The sequence below is a fragment of the Methylobacterium gregans genome, from assembly GCF_022179245.1.
Taxonomy (GTDB): domain Bacteria; phylum Pseudomonadota; class Alphaproteobacteria; order Rhizobiales; family Beijerinckiaceae; genus Methylobacterium; species Methylobacterium gregans.
Genome location: NZ_BPQM01000044.1, coordinates 1 through 19,403, shown reverse-complemented (window position 1 = coordinate 19,403; position 19,403 = coordinate 1). Strand labels below are relative to the sequence as shown.

The following is a 19,403-nucleotide window of genomic DNA, read 5'->3' as shown; positions in this document are numbered from 1 at the left end:
ATGTCGCCGCCAAGGCCGAGGTGCGCTTCAAGCCGGAGAAGGGCATGCATGCGAGGCTTAACGGCGGCTGCACAAGCAACATGCTGGCTGCCGAGTAGGCGCGCGACTGGCCTGTGGCTTCCCCGGCTCGCGCTTGCTAGGCCCTATTCTTCGGAGCGCCTCGGCAGAGGCGGCCGCGTAAGCAGCCTGCCGCCGCGGGTCGCCTATTAGGAAGTCTCTAGCCGCGAGGCGTGCATTGAAGCGCCGCAAAAATTCCGGCCCATCCTCGCGGGTGCTGCCTGACCCGAGCCCCTGGCAACACTGCTTGGCGGCCGCCCGCGGCATGTCGCGACCATGTAGGCCATGCCCTTGAGGGTCGTGAACTCCTTCCCAGCGACGAAGAAGGTCGCGAGGCGTCCGGCATCGCGCTCACGCCGGAGCCCGCTGACGGTTACGCCTTCATCAGGAAATGCGAGCGCGGCGGCAACCTCAAGCCTAAGGGGCGTGTCCTCCTGTATCTCCGAGCGTTCCGGGACCTTCAGGGGGCGTTTCGCCATGACATCCTTTCTGAGCGCCTATTTGAACGGCTTCTCGGCCGCCTGCCGTGGGAGCAGCGCTCGGAGGTCGCCCACTTTTGGTCCAGCCCCCCTGCTGCCGTGCGAGAATGGCTCGCACGCCGCCGCTCTCGGCCCCGGCGCTCGACGTAGTTCGGCGTCGCCCTTTGGCGCGCTCAATGTTGTGGCTTGGCGGCTGGCACACCGTGAGCTGCGCTTGGATGAACCTGTTTAGGTCAGACGGACGGAATTTTCGGCTGACGCGTTCGGCCCCCGTGCCGACGTTGACGAAGGCGATCTTGCCCTGCCGGACAAGCTCCAACAGGGTCTACTTGGTCACGTCGAGGATGTCGGCCGCCTCCTGCATGGAGAGCAGCTTTTCGAGGGGCATCATGCGGCGCCTCCCCATCACCTAGGCAGGGTGATCGTACATGCCTCGCGCATGCCTAGTCCGGCCTCAGGGTGCACTCGGCGGGCGCCCGCGCTTCCGCGTCGGCCAGGGCTTCTCCTCCTCCTGCCCTCCCTGCTGGAGCATGAAGGCAGGGAGCCCGTAGCGGCGATCGTAGAACTCCCTGACGGCCGGGACGTACCGGCCATAGACTTGGGTGCCTCTTGGGGAGCCCGTCGCGCTCCAGGACCGGCAGAGACGCGAGCCAGTGGCTTACCTTCTCGGCGCTCGTCCCAACGACAGCCCGAGCAATTTCGTGGTCCTCGGCGAACAGGGGCAGTTCGTCCAAGGTGATGATTACGGCGCGCCTGGGCACTCCCTCGTCCCATTGCTTCGGCCGGGCCAAGCGCCCCACCTGATTCAACCCAACCGCGCTAAGAGCTCGTCGTCCGTTTCCGACCCCTCCGCCAAGCCATCGATCCACCGGTCCAAGTCCCGCACGTCGTACCGGAGAAGGCGCTCGTCCTGCCGACCCGGGGGCGCCATTGAGATGGGAGTTACAGGACATGTGCGAGTGAACGCCGAGGCCGATATCCCGCAGTAGGCTGCAGCCTGAGCCTTCTTGAGGAGCCGGGCAGAAGGAAGCGGGAGAGAGGCTCTCATGAGATCCTCGTTTGCCGACCTCGGCGGTAGTCAGCAACGCAGCAGGCCGGCACGGTTCAAGCTACGTTGCAGGAGCAAGGATGCGTCAGTGGCTTGGACGGGCGGCGCTCTGGGTGCTAGCTGTTGGCTTTGTCTCGATCGGCGCGGGGCTGATCCACTTAGCCGTCACAGGCTGGCAGCAGTCTCCGGTAGAAGCCTTCCCTGGCATGGCCTTCCTGCTGACCGGCGCGGCTGTCTGGTGGCACAAACTACGATTGACCTTCTGATGCAATGACCCGATCCGATCTCGTCGCCGCGGCTCGGACCAGAAACCGCGTCAGCCGGCCTGCAGTGTCGAGGCCGTGCAGGTGTCAATGAACCAACCAGGACGGCGATTGCTCAACGCATCAACCTAGAGCCGCTCATAGTGCCACGGGGAGTTTGGGTTGCAGGTCAATAATCTAGCTAGGCTTCCAGTATGCTCTTCCTAATCGCCGCTGTCTTTGGCATTGCCGGCTTCGTGAAGGGCGTGATCGGCCTTGGGCTGCCGACGGTCTCGATGGGCCTGCTCGCCGTAGCGATGACGCCGCTGCAGGCCCTGACCATCGTCATCGTGCCAGCCATCGTCACTAACATCTGGCAAACATTCGCCGGGCCGTACCTGCCCAGCATTCTGTGCAGGCTGTGGCCGCTGCTCCTCGGCACGGGCTTCGCGATTTGGGAAGCCGGCGCGCTGATGGCAGGCCCCTACGCGCGCTACGCCACGATCGTGCTAGGGTTCCTGCTGCTGATCTACGCGGGGCTCGGGCTGACGCGACTGCAGTTCCGGACACCGCCCCGGAACGAGAAGTGGGTTGGCGGCATCGTCGGCCTCCTGACAGGAGTGATTTCAGCCGCCACGGGCGTTCAGGTAATCCCGTCGATGCCGTACCTGCAGTCGATCGGCCTAGAAAAAGACGAGTTGGTGCAGGCGCTCGGCGTCTTCTTCACGGTGGCGACCCTCGCGCAAGCGTTCAATCTCACGAGCGTGGGCCTTCTTAACACCTCGACCGCCCTGCCTGGGCTTGTCGCCCTGGGAACCGCCTTCGCCGGCATGTTCGCGGGTCAAGTGGTCCGCAAGCGCATGGACCCGGAGGGGTTCCGACGCTGGTTCCTGATTGCGATGCTCATGCTCGGCATCTATCTAGCTGCCAGCGCACTTGTGTCACTGTGATGCCGCAGAGGGACCGTTGCGCCTAGGCTTCTGCTCCGCCGTGAGCAAGTCTCGATACGCGCTGCGTCCTTTAATGCTCCTCGCGGGTGCCGTCTGCACGCTTGCGGAAGCGGATCCCGGCCCCTCCCCCGTTCTCGGGGATGAACTCAAGGCCAGCCTTCTCGAACGCCTCGACAGCAGCCTTGTTGTTCATGCCGGTCATTCTGGCGGTCTCATCCTTCGCCTCGAATGCGCCGATGGTGGACTTGGATAAGCCAGACGCTTCGGCAAACTCGCCTTGCCCCCATCCCAGGAGAGACCGGGCCGCCTTGCACATACGCGGGCTCAAGCGAGGGGACATTGGCACTCCACGCTGCAATTTTTTTGCAGCCCTGCTGACAGCTTAAAGCTGCGTTGCAAATATAACCCTGCAACAGGGATACAGCAATGCCTCGCTCCCACCCTTGAAACGCAGCTCTTCGGTCTCTCCATTCAGGCCGCATGGAGAGCCGGCGATCCGGTGGCCTCCAAAAGCGTGACCAAAGCGGCATCATAGTGCTGAGAGCGTGGAGCCCCCTGAGTGTCCATGCTACCTCAGCCCCTGCCCCTCAGATTTAATCCTCGGTTGATGCAAAAAAATGCACGATGCCCTTGACGAAGGCATCGGCACAGGCGATCCTGGTATACAATATATGAGCTAAGGGCCGAGACGTGCTTCGGCAGCAACTCGGCTTGAGCATTGCGTGCCGCGCTGCTCTCGATCGCCAGTGCCCGGCCAGTCCTCCCGGCCGGCAGGCGGTCAACTATACTTTGATATATTTCGCACCGGGCGAAAGCTCGAATGCGAACGCGCGCTCTTTGTCCGCAGCGCCTCGAAGATGCGTTCGCGGGCGTGAGGAAAGCACATGAATAACATAGGTGAGGAGATATCTATGGCAACGCGAGAATTGTTGCAGCCGGAGAGGGTGTCAGACAGCTATCGCTGGATGCAGCTTGTCCTCGGCGTCATCTGCATGGTGATGATCGCTAACCTGCAGTACGGCTGGACCTTCTTCGTTCCAGAAATCCAGAAGACGTTCGGCTTCGATCGTGCTGCCATCCAGTGGGCATTCACCCTCTTTGTGCTGTTCGAGACTTGGCTCGTGCCGGTCGAGGGCTGGTTCGTCGACAAGTACGGTCCAAAGATCGTCGTCCTCTTCGGCGGCGTGCTTTGCGGCTTGGGCTGGGTGATCAATGCCTACGCCTCAACCCTGAACATGTTCTATCTCGGCCAAGTCATCGCCGGCCTCGGCGCAGGCGCCGTATACGGCACTTGCGTGGGCAATGCGCTGAAGTGGTTCCCCGACAAGCGTGGTCTTGCCGCTGGCATCACCGCGGCGGGCTTCGGGGCCGGCTCTGCCCTTACTGTCGCGCCCATCCAGTGGATGATCGCCGACAAGGGCTTCCAGGCGGCCTTCCTCAACTTTGGCATCGGCCAGGGCGTGATCGTGGCCGCGCTGGCCTTCTTCCTTGCCGCTCCGCGCAAAGGACAGGTTCCAGAGGTTGCCGCCAACTCGGCCAACGTCCAGTCGCGGCGCAACTACACGCCCCCCGAGGTGGTGCGGCAGCCGATTTTCTGGCTGATGTATTTCATGTTCGTCATCGTTGGCGCCGGTGGGCTGATGATCACAGCCAACCTGAAGCCGATCGCAGCGGATATCCACGTGGATAAGGTGCCAGTGACGATCCTCGGGGTGACCATGGTGGCCATCACCTTCGCGGCTACGATCGACCGCGTCCTGAACGGGCTGACTCGTCCCTTCTTCGGCTGGGTCTCGGACAAGATCGGGCGTGAGAACACGATGTTCATCGCGTTCGCCATGGAAGGTTTCGGCATCTACATGCTGTACCTCTGGGGCCATGATCCGCTGTGGTTTGTCCTCCTGTCAGGCTTTGTGTTCTTCGCCTGGGGTGAGATCTACTCGCTCTTCCCGTCGACCTGCACCGACACCTTCGGGTCCAAGTTCGCAGCTACGAACGCTGGTCTGCTCTACACGGCCAAGGGAACCGCAGCGCTGCTGGTGCCGATCGCCAACTACCTGCAGCAGAGCACAGGCAGCTGGGACGGCGTGTTCTTGGCAGCGGCTGGGGCCAACATCTTGGCTTCGATCCTGGCAATCGGATTACTGAAGCCTTGGCGCAAGCGGGTTGTTGCCAATGCCCAGGCTGAGGTGAGCGTCACGACCGATGCAAAGATCGCGGTAGCCTAGCGGCTTGAGTTAGCGGTAGACCAACCACGGAGGGAAGGGTTTGGAGGCATGTCTCCAAACCCTTTTTTCACTGATTGTCTTACCTATCCTTCCGCGACCGGATCGCATCTTCTCTTCGCAATCTGGAAATCATCTTTAAGTTTGGGTTCAACACTGAAAGGCCAAGCCTCTGGCTCAGCGCGCTCTCTCTTGCGGCTGTTAGAATGTAAGCGCCTGGACGCGGCTTCCTCGCGTGAGCTGGCACAGCCAAGGCAGTTGCGAGGACCAGTTAGGAGGCCGCCGGGGACAGAAATCCGATGGGTTGGGATTAGCCTGGCCCCTGCTAACGTTCGCCTTCAGAGATCGAAGCGGGAAACCCCTCCCGAGGAAGGGCGAGTTTCTTGAGCTTGAGTGGATAGGCGACTTCTATGCCGATCAGCCTTTTCACGGCGATATTACTCGTTGCCGGCTTTTCCCTTGGCTGTGTCGGCATACACATCGCGCGTCGCCACGCAGACGTTGTGACGATCGGACTGGCGCTGTTGCTAGGGTTTACGGCGTCACTATACGTGGGCCGTCTCAGCATTAACCGAGGGCAGCACATCGCTGAACAGGCTGGACCGGCGCGCGTTTGGATACCAATTCTTGCGCATCCGAGCATGTAAGAGCTAGGGACAAAGCCGATTAGCCTGGGCTTGGCAGATGAAACCGTCGGACGTAGCCGAGCGGTGGGATTGCTAGGAGAACCACATCCGGAAGCTGGTGGAGAGCGGCGAGCTTGGAGCTTTCCGGATCGGGAAGCTTTGGCGGATCCGGTCCGAGGCCGTTGATGAGCTCAAGACGCGTCCTGCGGAGCCGGCACCGGGCCCCAAGCCGCCCGCAAAGGAAGATCCGAACCCCGCGCTCTCCCGGCTCCGGCTGCGCAACCTGCGTCGGCCCAAGGGATCATCCTCCGCCTGAAAAGGATGCGCTTCGGAGAATGGCACAATGGCTTGGATGACACGCCAGCCGATCCGCTTCGATGACCTTCCGCTCTTCGTCGCGAAGAACAGGGACCTTGCGGAGGCCGTCGTTGGACCCGAGCCTGAACGGAAGCGGATCTGGCTTGCGAGCCTGCCTGAGTTGGAGGCCTGCGGCTTCCCACGCCATACGCCTGGGCATGGCCGCTACCGACCGGCCGTAAAGGTCTTCTATGCCAGGCTTTTCGGTTTGGATGCAGCTACCAGAGCGGGCTGATCGGCTCCCCATCGAGCCGCTGAAGGTGCGATCGTCGCCCTGTCTCGGTCGTCATGTTTGATGAGTCAGCGCAGCGGGAGAGCTCAATCAGGCAACTCAAAAACAGGGTTCTTAGAGAGTATTTGGAGAGCCGGGCCTCCGAAAACAGCCGCGTTACTCTCAGACCATTGATTTCATTGGTGGGCGGTGAGGGACCCAAACTCCCGACCCTCTCCGTGTAAAGGGGATGGTGCGAGTGATCGGTGACGATCATCGCTGCACCCCAGAGCAATTTTTACCTTGAGACCTTCTCACAGGTCTGCCGGGAATGATCAGGGGCTGCCACTCTGCTGCACCCCAGGTGCACCCCAGGTGAGCCCCCATGACCCGCCGCGCCGCTCAAGACAACGTGCTCAAGCTGACAAAGGCCGCCATCGCGGGCATCAGCCTCGCGCCCGGGCAGAGCGAGCGTGTGATCTGGGATTCGGAGCTCCGCGGGTTCGGCTACCGCCTGCGTGGCAGCCGTGGCTTCTGGGTGATCCGGCCTCCGCGTGCGGGCGGCAAGTCCTCCCTGTTCACCATCGGCGCGGCCGACACCATCGATCTCGCCGGCGCCCGCCGGGCAGCCGGGGAGAAGCTGGCGAAGGCCGCGCTCGGTGAGAACCCTGCCCTCGCCCGGCGCGAGCAGAGAGCACAGGTTGCAGTCACGCTGCGGGGCACGTTCGAGCGCTATGTGAAGGATGCGCAGAAGCGCATGCGGCCATCGTCCCTGGCGAACCTGCGGACCCACATCAACACGCACTGGCAGCCGCTCCACGGACAGCCGCTGGCATCGGTGACGCGCTCGACCGTTGCCGCCCGTCTCCGCGAGATCATCGAGGAGTCTGGGCCTCACGCCGCCGTCCGCGCCCGCCGGATGCTTTCAGCCGTCTACGTCTGGGCGATCGGCGAAGGCATGACCGAGTCCAACCCTGTGCTTGGCACGAACGCGCCAACGGATGAGGTTCGCCGCGACCGCGTGCTCAGCATGCCGGAGTTGGCGTCGATCTGGCAGGCTCTGCCGTCGGGAGACTTCGGTGCGATCGTCAAACTCCTGATCCTGACCGGCCAGCGGAGGGACGAAGTTGCGCAGATGCGCTGGGACGAGCTCGATCTCGACGCCGGGCTCTGGCGGCTGCCTCTCCATCGGACGAAGAACAAGCGGGCCCACACGGTCTCGCTCTCAGCTGCCGCGATCCTCATCCTGCGGTCAGTGCCAGTTCGTGTTGGGCGCGAGCTCGTGTTCGGCGCCGGGAAGGGCGGCTTCTCAGGCTTCTCCAAGTCCAAAGTCGCCCTGGACAAGCGGGTGCCGCTGGCAGAGCCGTGGCGGCTCCATGATCTGCGGCGGTCGGCTGCGACCGGTATGGCCGAGATCGGGGTGCTGCCACACGTCATTGAGGCTGCCCTGAACCACGTCTCAGGACACCGGGCGGGTGTCGCCGGAATCTACAACCGTGCGCTCTACGAAGCCGAGACTCGCGATGCCCTGAACCGCTGGGCTACTGAAATCGAGCGCAACTGCACGGCCGTTCCGGCTTGAGCACATGACTGGCAGGGGGATTGAGGCGGCCAGTGTTGCCCATCTCGCCGACGCTTTCGTGCTACAGACTCTGCTCATTCGGATTGGCATCCTCGCTCGCATGACAACTTGCGAGCATCCATGAACGCTATCGCATGACTCCCTCTAGAACTCGCCCGCCGTCGCGTGCTGACCACCAAGGACGCCGCGGCATTCATCGGCTTGTCCGTGCCGACTTTCAGGCGGATGAAGGACCGCAGGGTTATCCCGGCTGCGATCCAGCTCTCGGAGCGTCGGCTCGGCTGGCGCGTCGGCGATCTGTGGGACTGGCTCGACGGCCGCGCTGAAGGCCTCGACTGGGACGCCGTGCTGGCGTCGCGTGCCAACAGTAACAATCGCAATGCCTGATGGGTGCCACTCGACGAGCGCCCCAGAGCGCCGAAGAGCGAGCTACCCTCAAGGATGAACTCGACGCTGCCCTCTGGACCTTCAACCGGATTCAGTCGGAGGCCGGGCCTACCCTCCGAAAGGATATTGGCGAGGCCGAGCGGTTCAGGATGTCCTACGCCCTGGACGAGCTGCGGCGAGCGACGATCCGCCAGCGTCTAAGTCACCGTGCCGGCATCCTCCGGCTGATGCGACACGAAATCGGCCAGGATGATCCGCCCGAACTCACCGACCGCAGCCGGCTCTACCTGGATCTGATGCTCTGCATCTCAGCGCATGTAGGCGCGCTGTCGGACGCCGGCTGGACATCGGCGCTGCGCTGGTTCGAGAGGCGACTCCCGGCTCTGGTCGCCCAGATCACACCGAAAGCCCTGGCGGCCGAGTTCGAGAGGCACCGTTCCGAGGCCGGCATCTTCATGGCGGGAACGATCACCTCGACGCGGTCGCCGTTCCACTGGGGACCGAGACCAGGGGAGACCGCCACCGCCTTGCAGACCACCACGGCACAGTTGCGTGCCGCTGGCGCGAACCGCAGCGGCCTCACCTCCGTCGATCCGGAAAGCCGCAAACAGCGGGACCGAAAGCGGAAGGAACGCCAGCGGCGTGAAGCCGGCATGAAATTACAGAGCGAGCGCACGAAGACGGCCGAGCGCAAGGCCCTGGCAGAACGTCTCGGATGCCACCCGCGGACGATCCAGCGCCACAAGGAAGCCGGCACCCTCGCCGAGTTCGTCGCCGGCCGCAACGTCGCAAAAGTGTCCACTCTCCTAAAGACATTTACGGGGGACAGATTTGCGACACCGCCCCTCCCTGACAACGACGATCAGGAGGAGGCGCCGCAGCCGACCGTGAAGAGCGCCGCCTGATCCTCAAAAATGGAACATGGTTGCGGTCCGCGCAGCGGGCCGATCCCACGCCGTGCAGCGGGCCGGAGAGGGCGGCACGATCTGTGACCGTTTGTGCCAGGGGGCACGGTCCTCTCCCGAGCTCCGGTGTCGCCCCGTGCTCACCGCCGTCAAGGGCTACGCCCTCGCTACCGCGCCCTTCGGGTGACTGCCGTCTGCGCGCGATGCAGTGCGGAACTGACCCGCAGGTAGGTGACGAACTTGCCCTCGGCCATCTGCACCACGCCTATCACGAGTCAGTCGACGTTCGATGACTGAGTCGTAACACACGCGCCTGGCTCCGGCCAGCCGAACCCAAAAGAGATCGCAATATTACATCAAAACAAATCTGTAGTGTTACATCATGATGTGCCTGTATTTTTATTTATCACATACCCCCCGGTACTGGCAGGGATCTATACTTGCGCAGAATGCAAAAGTCCCTATTTATCTACTGATCATCTACTTCAGAACACACATTCGACCACAGGGACGCAATCAAGCCGACGTTCGCCAGCGCGAGGATGGCCAACATGATCCACAGCGTGTTGGGCCCCGAGTTCGTCAGCACGAACGCGCCGAGCAGGGGAGCGAGAGCTTGTGCGACCAGGCCGGGCCGGGCCAGACGGCCGACCAGCGGCGCGTAGCGCTCAGGCCCGAACAGGACGAGCGGCACCGTGCCCCGTGCGATCGAGTAGATGCCGTTCCCGGCGCCGTAGAGCACCAGGGCCAGGGCAACACCTGGCGCTCCGAATGCCAGGAGACCCAGACCGAGGGCGACCAGGCCGAACGCGGCGGTCAGGGTCCAAAGCGGGTGATGCCGCCCCTTGAGCGACATCTCGACGATGCGAGCGCCGACCTGCGCAGGACCGATCAGCGCGCCATAGGATACCGCCGCGGCAAGGGCGACGTCCCGCGCCTGCAGCAGCGTGATCAAGTGGACGGACATCAACGCCATGATCGCGCCGCCGAGCACGAGCACCCCGGCCATCAGCCAGAACGCCCGCCGCTCCTGCATCGACAAGGAGACCGAGTCAGATCTCTGGCCGTCCTGGACGATCGGCAGCGTGGGCGCCCTCGGAACCAGCCCCAGAACGAGCGGCAACGTGATCAAGAGATGCAGGCCAGCGTAGGCGAGGCACGCCCCGCGCCAGCCGAGGTGGTCGACGAGGAACGCCGACAGGGGCCAGCAGACGGTGCTGGCGAACCCGCCCCAGAGCGTCAACGTGGAGATGGCCGGCCGCGCCTCGGCGCCGTAGAGGCGGCCCAGGGTCGCGAAGGCCGGGTCGTAGAGCCCGCACCCCATCCCGAATCCGATCACCAGCCAGCCGGCCAGGAAGATCGGTAGCGCGGGCGCGGTGCCCAGAACGACCAGGCCCGCCGCCAGGAGCAGGGCAGCCAGAGCGAGGACCGGGCGGCCGCCGTGACGATGAATGGTGGCGCCGACCCAGGGGGAGGCGAACGCGGCGACCACCAGGCCTACGGAGAGGCCGCTGACCACCCACGCGAGGGGCCAGCCGGTGTCCTGCGCGATGGGCCCAGCGAGCACGGCCGGCAGGTAGAAGGAGGTGCCCCAGGCAAAGATCTCGACGACGCCCAGGGCGCTGATGACGAGCAGGCGGCCGTGGCCGGCCGCGTCAGATCTCACGAGAGACGGGCTTGAGCGCCGCTCCTCTCCGGGTCGCACCGCGCTCGTACCACCCCTGGCTGCGGTTCACGATCCAGACCACCGACAACATGACCGGCACCTCGATGAGGACGCCGACCACGGTAGCGAGCGCCGCGCCCGAGTTGAACCCGAACAGGCTGATGGCCGCCGCGACCGCCAGCTCGAAGAAGTTCGAGGCCCCGATCAGCGCCGAGGGGCCGGCGACGCAGTGCTGCTCGCCCGCGACACGGTTCAGGACGTAGGCGAGTCCCGAGTTCAGGTAGACCTGGATGAGGATCGGCACCGCCAGGAGCGCGATGACCGCCGGCTGCGCCAGGATCTGCTCGCCCTGGAAGCCGAACAGCAGCACCAGCGTCGCGAGCAGGGCAACGAGCGATACCGGCCCGAGCTTGGCGAGCAGCCGATCGAGCGCCGGCTGACCGCCCGAGGCGAGGAGGCTATGGCGCACCGCCTGCGCGATGAGGACCGGAATGACGATGTAGAGCACCACCGACAGCACCAGCGTCCCCCAGGGTACCGTGATCGCCGAGAGCCCGAGCAGCAGGCCGACGATCGGCGCGAAGGCCACCACCATGATGGCGTCGTTGAGCGCCACCTGGCTCAAGGTGAAGTGCGGCTCGCCCTTCGTCAGGTTCGACCACACGAAGACCATCGCGGTGCAGGGCGCGGCCGCCAGGATGATGAGCCCAGCGATGTAGCTGTCGATCTGGTCGGCCGGCAGGTAGGGCCGGAACAGGTAGCCGATGAACAGCCAAGCGAGCGCGGCCATCGAGAAGGGCTTCACGGCCCAGTTGATGAACAGCGTCACGCCGATGCCGCGCCAGTGCCGGCCGACCTGCCGCAGCGAGGCGAAGTCGATCTTGAGCAGCATGGGGATGACCATGAGCCAGATCAGGACGGCGACCGGCAGGTTCACCTTGGCGACCTCGGCCGCGCCGATGGCGTGGAAGAAGCCAGGCATGACGTGGCCGAGCGCGATGCCGGCCACGATGCAGAGGGCGACCCAGACGGTCAGGTAGCGCTCGAAGGTGCTCATGGGCTTCCTCAGGCGGTGGCGACGCGGCGGCCGTGCTCGTCGACCACGCGCTCGCCGTCCTCCTTCACGAACTCGCCCTGCTGCGTCGGTAGGAGATCGAGCACCGCCTCGGATGGCCGGCACAGGCGCACGCCCTTCGGGCTCACCACCAGCGGCCGGTTGAGCAGGACCGGGTGGGCCTCGATCGCATCGAGCAGCTGCTCGTCGTTCAGCGACGGATCCTCGAGGCCCAGCTCGGCGTAGGGCGTGCCCTTCTCGCGCAGCACCTCGCGCACCGTGAGGCTGGCGCGGGCGAGGAGCTGCACCAGCAGCAACCTCGCGGGCGGGGTTTTCAGGTACTCGACCACGTGCGGCTCGACCCCGGCGTTGCGGATCATCGCCAGGGTGTTCCGCGACGTGCCGCAGGTGGGGTTGTGGTAGATGACGACGTCGAACGCCTCAGGCATGGGCGGTGTCTCCGTTGGGGCACTCGCAGGCGTACAGGGCGGCGGCGATGGGGGCGCAGACCTCGGGTCGGCCCTGACAGCAGTCGCGCATCAGGAAGGCGATCAGGGCGGACAAGCCGGCGTAGGCGGCGCTGTAGATGATCGACTTGCCCTCCCGTCGGGACGTGATCAGGCCGGCGTGGGAGAGCTCCTTCAGGTGGAAGGACAGGTTGGTGCTCGAGACCCCGACCTCGCTCGCCAGTGCGCCGGCGGCGAGACCGTCCGGACCGGCGGTGACGAGGGCGCGCACGACCCGGAGCCGGTGCTCCTGGCCGAGGGCCGCGAAGGCCGCGAGGGCTTGCCGTTCGTCCATCAATTGTCCAATATGATTCCAACAAATCAACCGTCGTTGAAGCGTATAGGACAAGGATGTCTTGGACAAGCCCCAGCAGCCGTTCGCCGATGGGATCCCGAACCTCTCCGAGGCGCACTTCGAGGCGCCGATCGTCGAGCAGCTGCAGGTGCCGGCGGCGTTCACCCACGCGCCGCGCTTCCTGATCCTCTACGGGTCGCTCCGGGAGCGATCCTTCAGCCGCTTCCTGGCCTACGAGGCGGCACGGTTACTGGAGGCTATGGGCGGCGAGGTTCGCATCTTCCACGCCCACGGCTTGCCACTGCCGGACGACGCCACCGCCGATCATCCTAAGGTGCAGGAACTGCGGCAGCTCTCGATCTGGTCGGAGGGGCAGGTCTGGGTCAGTCCGGAGCGTCACGGAAACCTGACCGGGGTGATGAAGAGCCAGGTCGACTGGCTGCCGCTCAGCGAAGGGTCGGTGCGGCCGACGCAGGGACGCACGCTCGCGGTGATGCAGGTCTCGGGTGGCTCGCAGAGCTTCAACGCGGTCAACAGCCTTCGCATCCTCGGGCGCTGGATGCGGATGATCACCATCCCGAACCAGTCCTCGGTGCCGATGGCCTACAAGGAGTTCGACGACGCCGGGCGCATGAAGCCCGGGCCGCTCTACGACCGCGTGGTCGATGTCTGCGAGGAGCTGATGAAGTTCACGCTCCTGACGCGCGAGCGGGCCGACTACCTCGTCGACCGCTACAGCGAGCGCAAGGAGCGGGAGCCGGAGCGCTTGAAGGCCGTGGCCACCGACATCGGGTTCGGGAAGCGGTAGGCCGAACCAAGGCCCAGCGGGTGCGGGGAGCGTGGTGAAGGACGCGCCGGTTCAGAAAGGGCTGCTCCAAGATCCCTGCTGTGGTGGAAGCTGGTGGGAGGGCATGGCTTCGCCGGTCACTGACGAAGCCTCGACCTGCCGCGTATGGAGCCGCCAGTCGGTCGGTACGTATCGATGGACGAAACCCTCTGACGGGGAGGCCAGGGTTTGGCTGTCGGCCTTCACTCGCCACTTCCCCCTCTCGGGGCCAACGCGGAGCACCCGAGCAGCACATCGATCTGCCACTCGGTGGTCTGTGGGGTAGGGGCGTCCCTTATCACACTCCTGCGGCCCCTCGCGCCTTCCAGCAGTAGAAGAGGTCGAAGCCGCTTGCTGCCGGTGCCCTCCGGCCTGTTCCGCTGCGATCCGGACACGACCTTGTCAGTCACCGGGGCTGCATCTTCAAGGCGGGCGGCGGTGCACCCCATAACAGGGCTAAAAAGGGGAGTTAAAAGGGTAAGATGCGAAATGCCGGTCGCCTCTCGCCCGCTCGAGCGACTACGGACTGAACCTCACGCCTGGGTTGATACAACAGTCGAAAGCGCCACTGCACCCCAGGTGCACCCGACAGGGAAATTTTGGGGTGCAGGCCACAAGATAAGTCGCTGAATTTATTGGTGGGCGGTGAGGGACCATAACCCTCGGCTAAAAAACTGATCTGAGACAGTTACGTAGCGCGCTAGCGACGACAGCGTGTGTAACACATTTGTGCAACTGCGCAATTCAAGCTCGCAAGAGAACGAGAAGCCTCCGAGCGGGCTTTCCTAAACGCCGAGAGGGGTTGCGATCCGACATTTCGCCGCCGGAAGTGCCTCTAGCTCGCGGCGGATGAATCCCGCACTGTTGCAGGCGCTCCTGAGTGTGGCGCGTCACTTGAATGCTCATGTGCGAGCCCCTTCTGCGTATGGTGATCGGAGTTGCTCGATCTTGGCGACTTCGCGGCGCTGCCAGGTTGCGCCGGCCACGATCCCCCAGTTCCCACCCTGGGCTGTCTGCACCTCGATCTGGCGCAGCTTCAGCACCACCTGCTCCGCGTTTGTCTTCTGACCTCGCCGCATGTCCAACTCCTTCGGTCATGGCTGATCCTCTCAATCAGCCCGGTCCAAAGCCAGCAGGTCGGATCAGGGAAGCCGGGGCACGCGCTCTGATCGATCGGACATCGTGTGAGAACGACTCTCCGGACGGCACGTCGGGTATCTCAGCGACCGTGCGCGCGTTCGGTCTCGCCCTCGCGCATCCGGAGGGCGGCCCGGATTTGAAGCTCCGGGCCACCCTCGTGCGGACAATCAGGCGATCTCTATGCTTCTGAGGACGGGATCATTCTCCAAGAGGGGCTGCTCGAAGCACGCGATCGTGACGACTTGAGGCTCGAACAGCGGTTTCTGCTGCGCGTACTGGTGCGCGTAGGCTTCCAAGCTCTGCGTGATCTTGACGGCGATATCCTGCCGCGTGGCTCCCAGGCCCAGGGCATCGACGTGATGCTGGCGCTCGCCGAGATCTGCCGGGCGGCCGAGAACGCCCGCGATGACGGTGTCGACGAACTGTCCGTCGCTCAGCCCGGAGAACTTGAGGGTGTACTCCTCCGAGCCAAGCATGGACCGCGCGAGCTCCTTCATCGGCGTTCCGTCGGCGAGGGCGCGGGTGTAGTCGTTCAGGCCCGGCAGGTCCGGCGCCCGATCGAGCAGACCATGGTAGAGGCGCATCACCGCACTCTCCTGCATGTTCGGCGCGAAGCACGGGGCCGCACACTGCCGGAGCTCGGCAAGGTTCTCCTGAGACAGGGCGAAGGCGGCCAGTACGTCGCTGCGCGACATGCCGCTCTCGAGGCCGTCGAGCGCGTCCTCCACGCCCTTCGCCTCGCCCTCGCGATCTAGGGCGACGCGGTAGAGCGCCTCCACGAAGTCCCTGTCGTCGCTCGGGCCCAACTTGGACTGCCCCTCCTCGGATCTCAACATGTTGTCCGCAAGATCCTGCACGGACACGCCTCTAAGACGCGCCTCCATGTAGTCCTGGAAGCCGATGGGATCGGCGATGCGCCCGAGGACGGCATCGTAGAGGGCCAGGACCTCGGCACCGGGGTCAAGCGCCTCCGAGAGGTTGCCGGAGGCGGTCAGGGATGCGCCGGGCGCCGGGTTGCTCGCCCCGGGGACCTCGCCGCCGCTCGCGGAAGCGCCGGCCTGTTGCGCCGACAAGGCGGTGTCGAGACGGTCGATTGTGAAGGATCGGAGGTCCATCGCGCCGCCGTTGAAGGTGAGACGCACGGTCTGGACGCCCGCGTTGAGGTCGAGTTGAACCGGCTGCGTCGATGCGAAGGCGGTGTAGCTGTCGGTATCGACCACGTTGGCGGCGCTGGCCGTCCTGTAGAACGTGCCGTTCTGCTCGAACGAGGCCGTGATGGTCCGGTTGGCATCCGGCGTCGCGGCGCTGAACGACAAGCTGTAGCGCCCGGCCTGAGCGAGGTTGAGCGTGTATTCGACCCACTCGCCGTTGGCGATCCAGCCGATGCCCGTGTTGTTGCCGAGGATGTCGACGCCCTCGTTGCGGCCCGCCGTGCCGCCCTGGTCCTGGGTCGGCGTGGTGTCGTTGTAGGCGACGCCCTGCCCGCCCAGATCGAACAGCGCGGCGCTCACCGTCACGGGGACCGATCCCACCGGCACCGGCATCCCTGAGAAGGGCGCCTGCGCCGGGCCGGTCGGCTCCCGGTAGTCGAGAGTGAAGGAGCGCAGGTCGAGCAGGTAGGGCGAGCCCGCCTGCGGCGTGCCGTTGAAGGTCAGCCGGATCGTCTGCTGGCCGGCCGGCAGGGCGAGGACGACTGATGGCGAGGTCTGGAACGGGGCCGCATCGAAGCTCGTGCCCCCATCCTGCAGCGCCACCGTGGCCAGGGTGGTGCCGCCGGCGAGCGAGACCGCGACCGTCGCGTTCCCCAGGGGCGTCTTGGCCAGGAGGTTCAGATCGTAGGTGCCGCTCTGCGGCACGTTGACCGTGTACTCGACCCACTCGCCCGGCCGCACGTAGCCGATGTCGTTCTGCGTCCCCACGAACTCGACCGCCTCGCCTGGGCGGAAGGTCGTGCCTCCATCCTTGCCGGCATTGTCGCTGTAGGCGACCCCCTGACCGCCCAAGTCGAAGTTCGAGGCGTCGACCGTGAGCACCCCGTTGGTGAAGGCGGGTGCCGTCCCCCCGAAGGGCGTCTGCGGACCAGTGGAGCCGGGCGCGACCGCGAGCGCGAGCGGTGTCGAGGCGCTCGCCGTCCCGTCGGACGCCGTGACCGTGAGGGACACCTGCCCGGACACCGTGGGCGTCCCGCTGATCACGCGGGTCGACGCGTTGAAGGCGAGGCCGGCGGGCAGACCCGACACGCTGAGGCTCAGCGCATCCCCGTCGACATCTGTGAACAGGCCGGCCGGCAGGGTGTAGCTGAAGGCCTGGCCCTGGGTCGCCGTCTGCGCGGGAAGCGTCTGGGCGACCGTCGGTGCGACGTTCACCCGATCGAGGGTGAAGCTGTCGAAGTCGAAGAGATCGGACGTCCCGCCGCCGAAGGCGAGGCGCACGGTCTGGACGCCGGCCGCGAGGTTCACCTGGATCGGCGCGGTCGGTGTGAACGACGTGTAGTTGTTGGTGTCGACCACGCCGACCGCTGGCGCGCGCAGATAGGTGACCCCGTTCTGCTCGAAGGACGCCGAGATCGTGCGGCCCGGGTCGGGAGAGGCCGCCGCGAAGCTCAGGCTATGTAGCCCCGCCCGCTCGACGTTGATCGTGTACTCGATCCACTCGCCATTCTGGATCCAGCCGACCGCCGCGTTGTTGCCGATGACGTCGACGCCCTCATTGCGGCCCGCCGTGCCGCCCTGGTCTTGGGTCGGCGTGGTGTCGTTGTAGGCAATGCCCTGGCCGCCGGTGTCGAAGCGGGTCGCGTCGATCGTGATCGGCGCGGCCCCGACCACCGGGGCCGTGCCGCCGAAGGGCTGCTGAGGCCCGGTCGGCGGAGCGGTCGTCGTGTCGAAGAAGTTGATGGTCCCGTCCCTGTCCGCGTCGAGCTGGAGGGCGTCGTTGATGCGGTCGCCGTTCGCGTCCTCGACCGCCGTCAGCGCGTGCGCCTTGACGTTTTTGATCACGAACATGTGGTCGTTGTAGTCGTAGTTGCCGGCGCCAGGGTAATCCTGGATGCCGATGAACGTGCCGGAGATCGCCTGACCGGCGGCGTCGAGCGCCTGGAAGAAGCGGATCAGGTGGCCCTGGTTGTCGCCCACGAGCTGCCCGAAATTCGGGTCGATCTTGTTGGCTTCCGGATCGGTCCAGGAGGAGTAGGTCGGGCGTCCGTCGACCGAGATGTAGAGGCCGAAGGGCGTGGTGGCGTTGATCGTGCCGCGCGCCACGCTGGCGCCGGCCCCGGCTCCCGCCACCAGCTGATCCGGCAGCACCGTCTGGCCCTGCTGATCGTCGTTGGCGAAGAGGTTGGTCACCTGGCTCGAGCTGAGCCCGTGGACGCCGAGGCGCGCCACGTTGCCCTGCTGCAGGAAGGCCGCCATCTGGATCACCTCCACCGGGCGACCCGCGTCGAGGCGCTCGAGGTAGGGCATCAGCACCTCGTCCCCGACCGCCTCGACCTTGCCGCCGTCGGCGAGCTCGCCCTGGGCCATATCGGTCGTGTAGCCGAAGGCCTCGACGACCTGGGCGACGGTGGGCTCGGAATTGTTCTCCGAGAACTCCTGGGCGAGGCCCGCCAGCTGGATCACCTTCACGCCGTCGGTGAAGTCGTTCGAGGTGATGGTCAGCGTCGACTTGAAGAGGTCGGCGCCGGCCGTCGTCCCCGAATGGGTACCCGTGAAGCGCACGGTGACCTGCGCGCTCGCGCCCGCCGCGATCGTGCTCGGCGCCGTGCCGACGATCTGGAAGGCTGCCGGATCGCCGAGCACGATCGAGCTGATGGCGAGCGGCGCGAAGCCGTCGTTGGCGATCGTGAAGGTGGCCTCGTTGCGGAAGGCCTGCTGGGCGTTGGCCGGGGTGTCGATGTTGGTGAAGACCAGCCGCTCGTCCGCCGCAGCGTCGTCGAGGCCGGCGATCCTGAGATCCTGTCCGAACCCGACGGGCTGCACGCCCTCCACGACGAACATGTTGTCGTTATAGTCGTAGTTGATGCCGGTGTAGTCCATGATCCCGAGATAGACGTTCGGGATCACGTCGCCCCGGGCGTCGACCGCCTGGAACATCTTCACCGTGTGGCCCTGCTGGGCCTCCGGCACCAAGACGTCGCCGCGCGGGTTGAGACGCGGATCGGTCGAGAGGCCCGCCACCGAGATGCCGAACACCTCGTTGCCGGCCCAGCTGTCCGGGATGCGGCCGTTGTTGAACGTGACGCTGGCGAAGTCCGTGCCGTTGGCCGCGTTCGGCAGGATCCGCTGGTTATCGGTTCCCTGGTGATCCCAGAGCTGGACGTTCTGGCCCTTGTTGCCGGGATTGTGGAGATGGATGGTCGCCCCGCCCGTGCCGTGGAAGGCCGCGATATGGGTGATCTTGGCCTCGCCGACGCCGTCGGCGAGCTTCCAGTAGGGCGAGAGTACCTCGGTCGGATCAGTCTTGGCGAAGACGTCGTTGGTTGAGAGCGTCGAGTTCTCGCCGCCGCCGCGCGTGGTCAGCCCCTCGATGACGTTGCCGAAGCCGAAGATGCGCCAGACCTCATTGACGTTGGGCTCCTGCCCGCCCTCGTCGCGGGCCTGCCAGAAGCCGGCAAGATCGATCGTGGTGACCGGGTCATCGGCATCGTTGGTGATGAGCTTGAGTGCGCCCTGGAAGACTGTCGAGGTCGCGTCGACGTTGGTGGTCGGCGGCGTGTAGGCCGCGCGGTTGAAGTTGACGGTGACGTTCACTGACGCCCCCGGCGCGATCGAGAGTCCATCGAGCTGGGCCGGGTTGGCGAGCAAGAAGGGGCCGCTCACCGATCACGAGCTGAGCGGCCCCTTCTTGCT

At 65.2% G+C, this 19,403-nt stretch carries 15 protein-coding genes; 8 read left to right on the top strand and 7 right to left on the bottom strand.

The genetic code is table 11. From position 1 onward, the window contains the following. Positions 1-1,664 precede the first annotated feature (1,664 nt). Both MFF54_RS10350 and MFF54_RS10345 read left to right on the top strand, forming a co-directional pair. Positions 1,665-1,850 (top strand): hypothetical protein, encoded by a 186-nt coding sequence (locus tag MFF54_RS10350; RefSeq protein WP_238302589.1) that lies wholly within the window; start codon positions 1,665-1,667, stop codon positions 1,848-1,850. A gap of 191 nt (positions 1,851-2,041) precedes the next feature. After that, on the top strand, positions 2,042-2,776 hold the full coding sequence (locus MFF54_RS10345; protein ID WP_238302588.1) for a sulfite exporter TauE/SafE family protein: 735 nt from the start codon (positions 2,042-2,044) through the stop codon (positions 2,774-2,776). Positions 2,777-2,846: 70 nt separating this feature from the next. On the opposite strand, the gene MFF54_RS10340 is transcribed toward MFF54_RS10345, so the two are convergent. After that, entirely contained in the window at positions 2,847-3,092 is a 246-nt protein-coding gene (locus tag MFF54_RS10340) for a helix-turn-helix domain-containing protein (RefSeq protein ID WP_238302587.1), read from the bottom strand. A gap of 595 nt (positions 3,093-3,687) precedes the next feature. Here MFF54_RS10340 and oxlT point away from each other — a divergent pair. The 5 genes from oxlT (at position 3,688) to MFF54_RS10320 (ending at position 9,069) form a co-directional block, all read left to right on the top strand. Further along, on the top strand, positions 3,688-5,004 hold the full coding sequence (gene oxlT / locus MFF54_RS10335; RefSeq protein ID WP_370880166.1) for an oxalate/formate MFS antiporter: 1,317 nt from the start codon (positions 3,688-3,690) through the stop codon (positions 5,002-5,004). Positions 5,005-5,733: 729 nt separating this feature from the next. Beyond that, entirely contained in the window at positions 5,734-5,943 is a 210-nt protein-coding gene (locus MFF54_RS27775) for an excisionase family DNA-binding protein (RefSeq protein ID WP_370880169.1), read from the top strand. A 637-nt stretch (positions 5,944-6,580) separates the two neighbouring features. Beyond that, positions 6,581-7,777: a tyrosine-type recombinase/integrase gene (locus MFF54_RS10330; protein ID WP_238302585.1), complete on the top strand. Its 1,197-nt coding sequence runs from the start codon at positions 6,581-6,583 to the stop codon at positions 7,775-7,777. Between the two features lie 165 nt (positions 7,778-7,942). Further along, positions 7,943-8,164 carry a helix-turn-helix transcriptional regulator gene (locus MFF54_RS10325; protein ID WP_238302575.1) on the top strand — a complete coding sequence of 74 codons (222 nt, stop codon included), beginning with the start codon at positions 7,943-7,945 and terminating at the stop codon, positions 8,162-8,164. A 149-nt stretch (positions 8,165-8,313) separates the two neighbouring features. Next, positions 8,314-9,069: a hypothetical protein gene (locus MFF54_RS10320; protein WP_238302574.1), complete on the top strand. Its 756-nt coding sequence runs from the start codon at positions 8,314-8,316 to the stop codon at positions 9,067-9,069. Between the two features lie 469 nt (positions 9,070-9,538). On the opposite strand, the gene MFF54_RS10315 is transcribed toward MFF54_RS10320, so the two are convergent. Genes MFF54_RS10315 through MFF54_RS10300 form a run of 4 tightly spaced genes read right to left on the bottom strand, consistent with a single transcriptional unit; the run spans position 9,539 to position 12,590 of the window. Beyond that, complete coding sequence (locus MFF54_RS10315; protein ID WP_238302573.1) at positions 9,539-10,735, bottom strand: MFS transporter; 1,197 nt, start codon at positions 10,733-10,735, stop codon at positions 9,539-9,541. Further along, on the bottom strand, positions 10,725-11,792 hold the full coding sequence (gene arsB / locus MFF54_RS10310) for an ACR3 family arsenite efflux transporter (protein WP_238302571.1): 1,068 nt from the start codon (positions 11,790-11,792) through the stop codon (positions 10,725-10,727). The genes MFF54_RS10315 and arsB overlap by 11 nt, the downstream gene beginning before the upstream one ends. Positions 11,793-11,800: 8 nt before the next feature. Further along, positions 11,801-12,238: an arsenate reductase (glutaredoxin) gene (gene arsC / locus MFF54_RS10305; protein ID WP_238302570.1), complete on the bottom strand. Its 438-nt coding sequence runs from the start codon at positions 12,236-12,238 to the stop codon at positions 11,801-11,803. Beyond that, positions 12,231-12,590 (bottom strand): ArsR/SmtB family transcription factor, encoded by a 360-nt coding sequence (locus tag MFF54_RS10300; protein ID WP_238302566.1) that lies wholly within the window; start codon positions 12,588-12,590, stop codon positions 12,231-12,233. Before MFF54_RS10300 ends, arsC begins: the two co-directional genes overlap by 8 nt. Positions 12,591-12,651: 61 nt before the next feature. Here MFF54_RS10300 and arsH point away from each other — a divergent pair, with 61 nt between their 5' ends. Next, a complete protein-coding gene (arsH, locus tag MFF54_RS10295; RefSeq protein WP_238302559.1) occupies positions 12,652-13,398 on the top strand; it encodes an arsenical resistance protein ArsH in 747 nt (248 codons plus the stop codon). 920 nt (positions 13,399-14,318) lie between these two features. Here arsH and MFF54_RS10290 read toward each other — a convergent pair. Together MFF54_RS10290 and MFF54_RS10285 are read right to left on the bottom strand one after the other, a co-directional pair. Continuing rightward, positions 14,319-14,459, bottom strand: a complete 141-nt coding sequence (locus MFF54_RS10290) for a hypothetical protein (protein WP_238302596.1) — start codon at positions 14,457-14,459, stop codon at positions 14,319-14,321. A gap of 264 nt (positions 14,460-14,723) precedes the next feature. After that, the gene (locus tag MFF54_RS10285) at positions 14,724-19,304 is read right to left on the bottom strand and encodes a carbohydrate-binding protein (protein WP_238302557.1); all 4,581 of its coding nucleotides are present in this window, start codon (positions 19,302-19,304) and stop codon (positions 14,724-14,726) included. Between the last annotated feature and the right edge of the window lie 99 nt (positions 19,305-19,403).

Bases quoted from the DNA above. Each gene is read 5' to 3' on its own strand.
- MFF54_RS10300 (WP_238302566.1), bottom strand. From the start codon at position 12,590: ATGGACGAACGGCAAGCCCTCGCGGCCTTCGCGGCCCTCGGCCAGGAG.
- MFF54_RS10350 (WP_238302589.1), top strand. From the start codon at position 1,665: ATGCGTCAGTGGCTTGGACGGGCGGCGCTCTGGGTGCTAGCTGTTGGC.
- MFF54_RS10340 (WP_238302587.1), bottom strand. From the start codon at position 3,092: ATGTGCAAGGCGGCCCGGTCTCTCCTGGGATGGGGGCAAGGCGAGTTT.
- arsB (WP_238302571.1), bottom strand. From the start codon at position 11,792: ATGAGCACCTTCGAGCGCTACCTGACCGTCTGGGTCGCCCTCTGCATC.
- arsC (WP_238302570.1), bottom strand. From the start codon at position 12,238: ATGCCTGAGGCGTTCGACGTCGTCATCTACCACAACCCCACCTGCGGC.
- oxlT (WP_370880166.1), top strand. From the start codon at position 3,688: ATGGCAACGCGAGAATTGTTGCAGCCGGAGAGGGTGTCAGACAGCTAT.
- MFF54_RS10330 (WP_238302585.1), top strand. From the start codon at position 6,581: ATGACCCGCCGCGCCGCTCAAGACAACGTGCTCAAGCTGACAAAGGCC.
- MFF54_RS10320 (WP_238302574.1), top strand. From the start codon at position 8,314: ATGTCCTACGCCCTGGACGAGCTGCGGCGAGCGACGATCCGCCAGCGT.
- MFF54_RS10345 (WP_238302588.1), top strand. From the start codon at position 2,042: ATGCTCTTCCTAATCGCCGCTGTCTTTGGCATTGCCGGCTTCGTGAAG.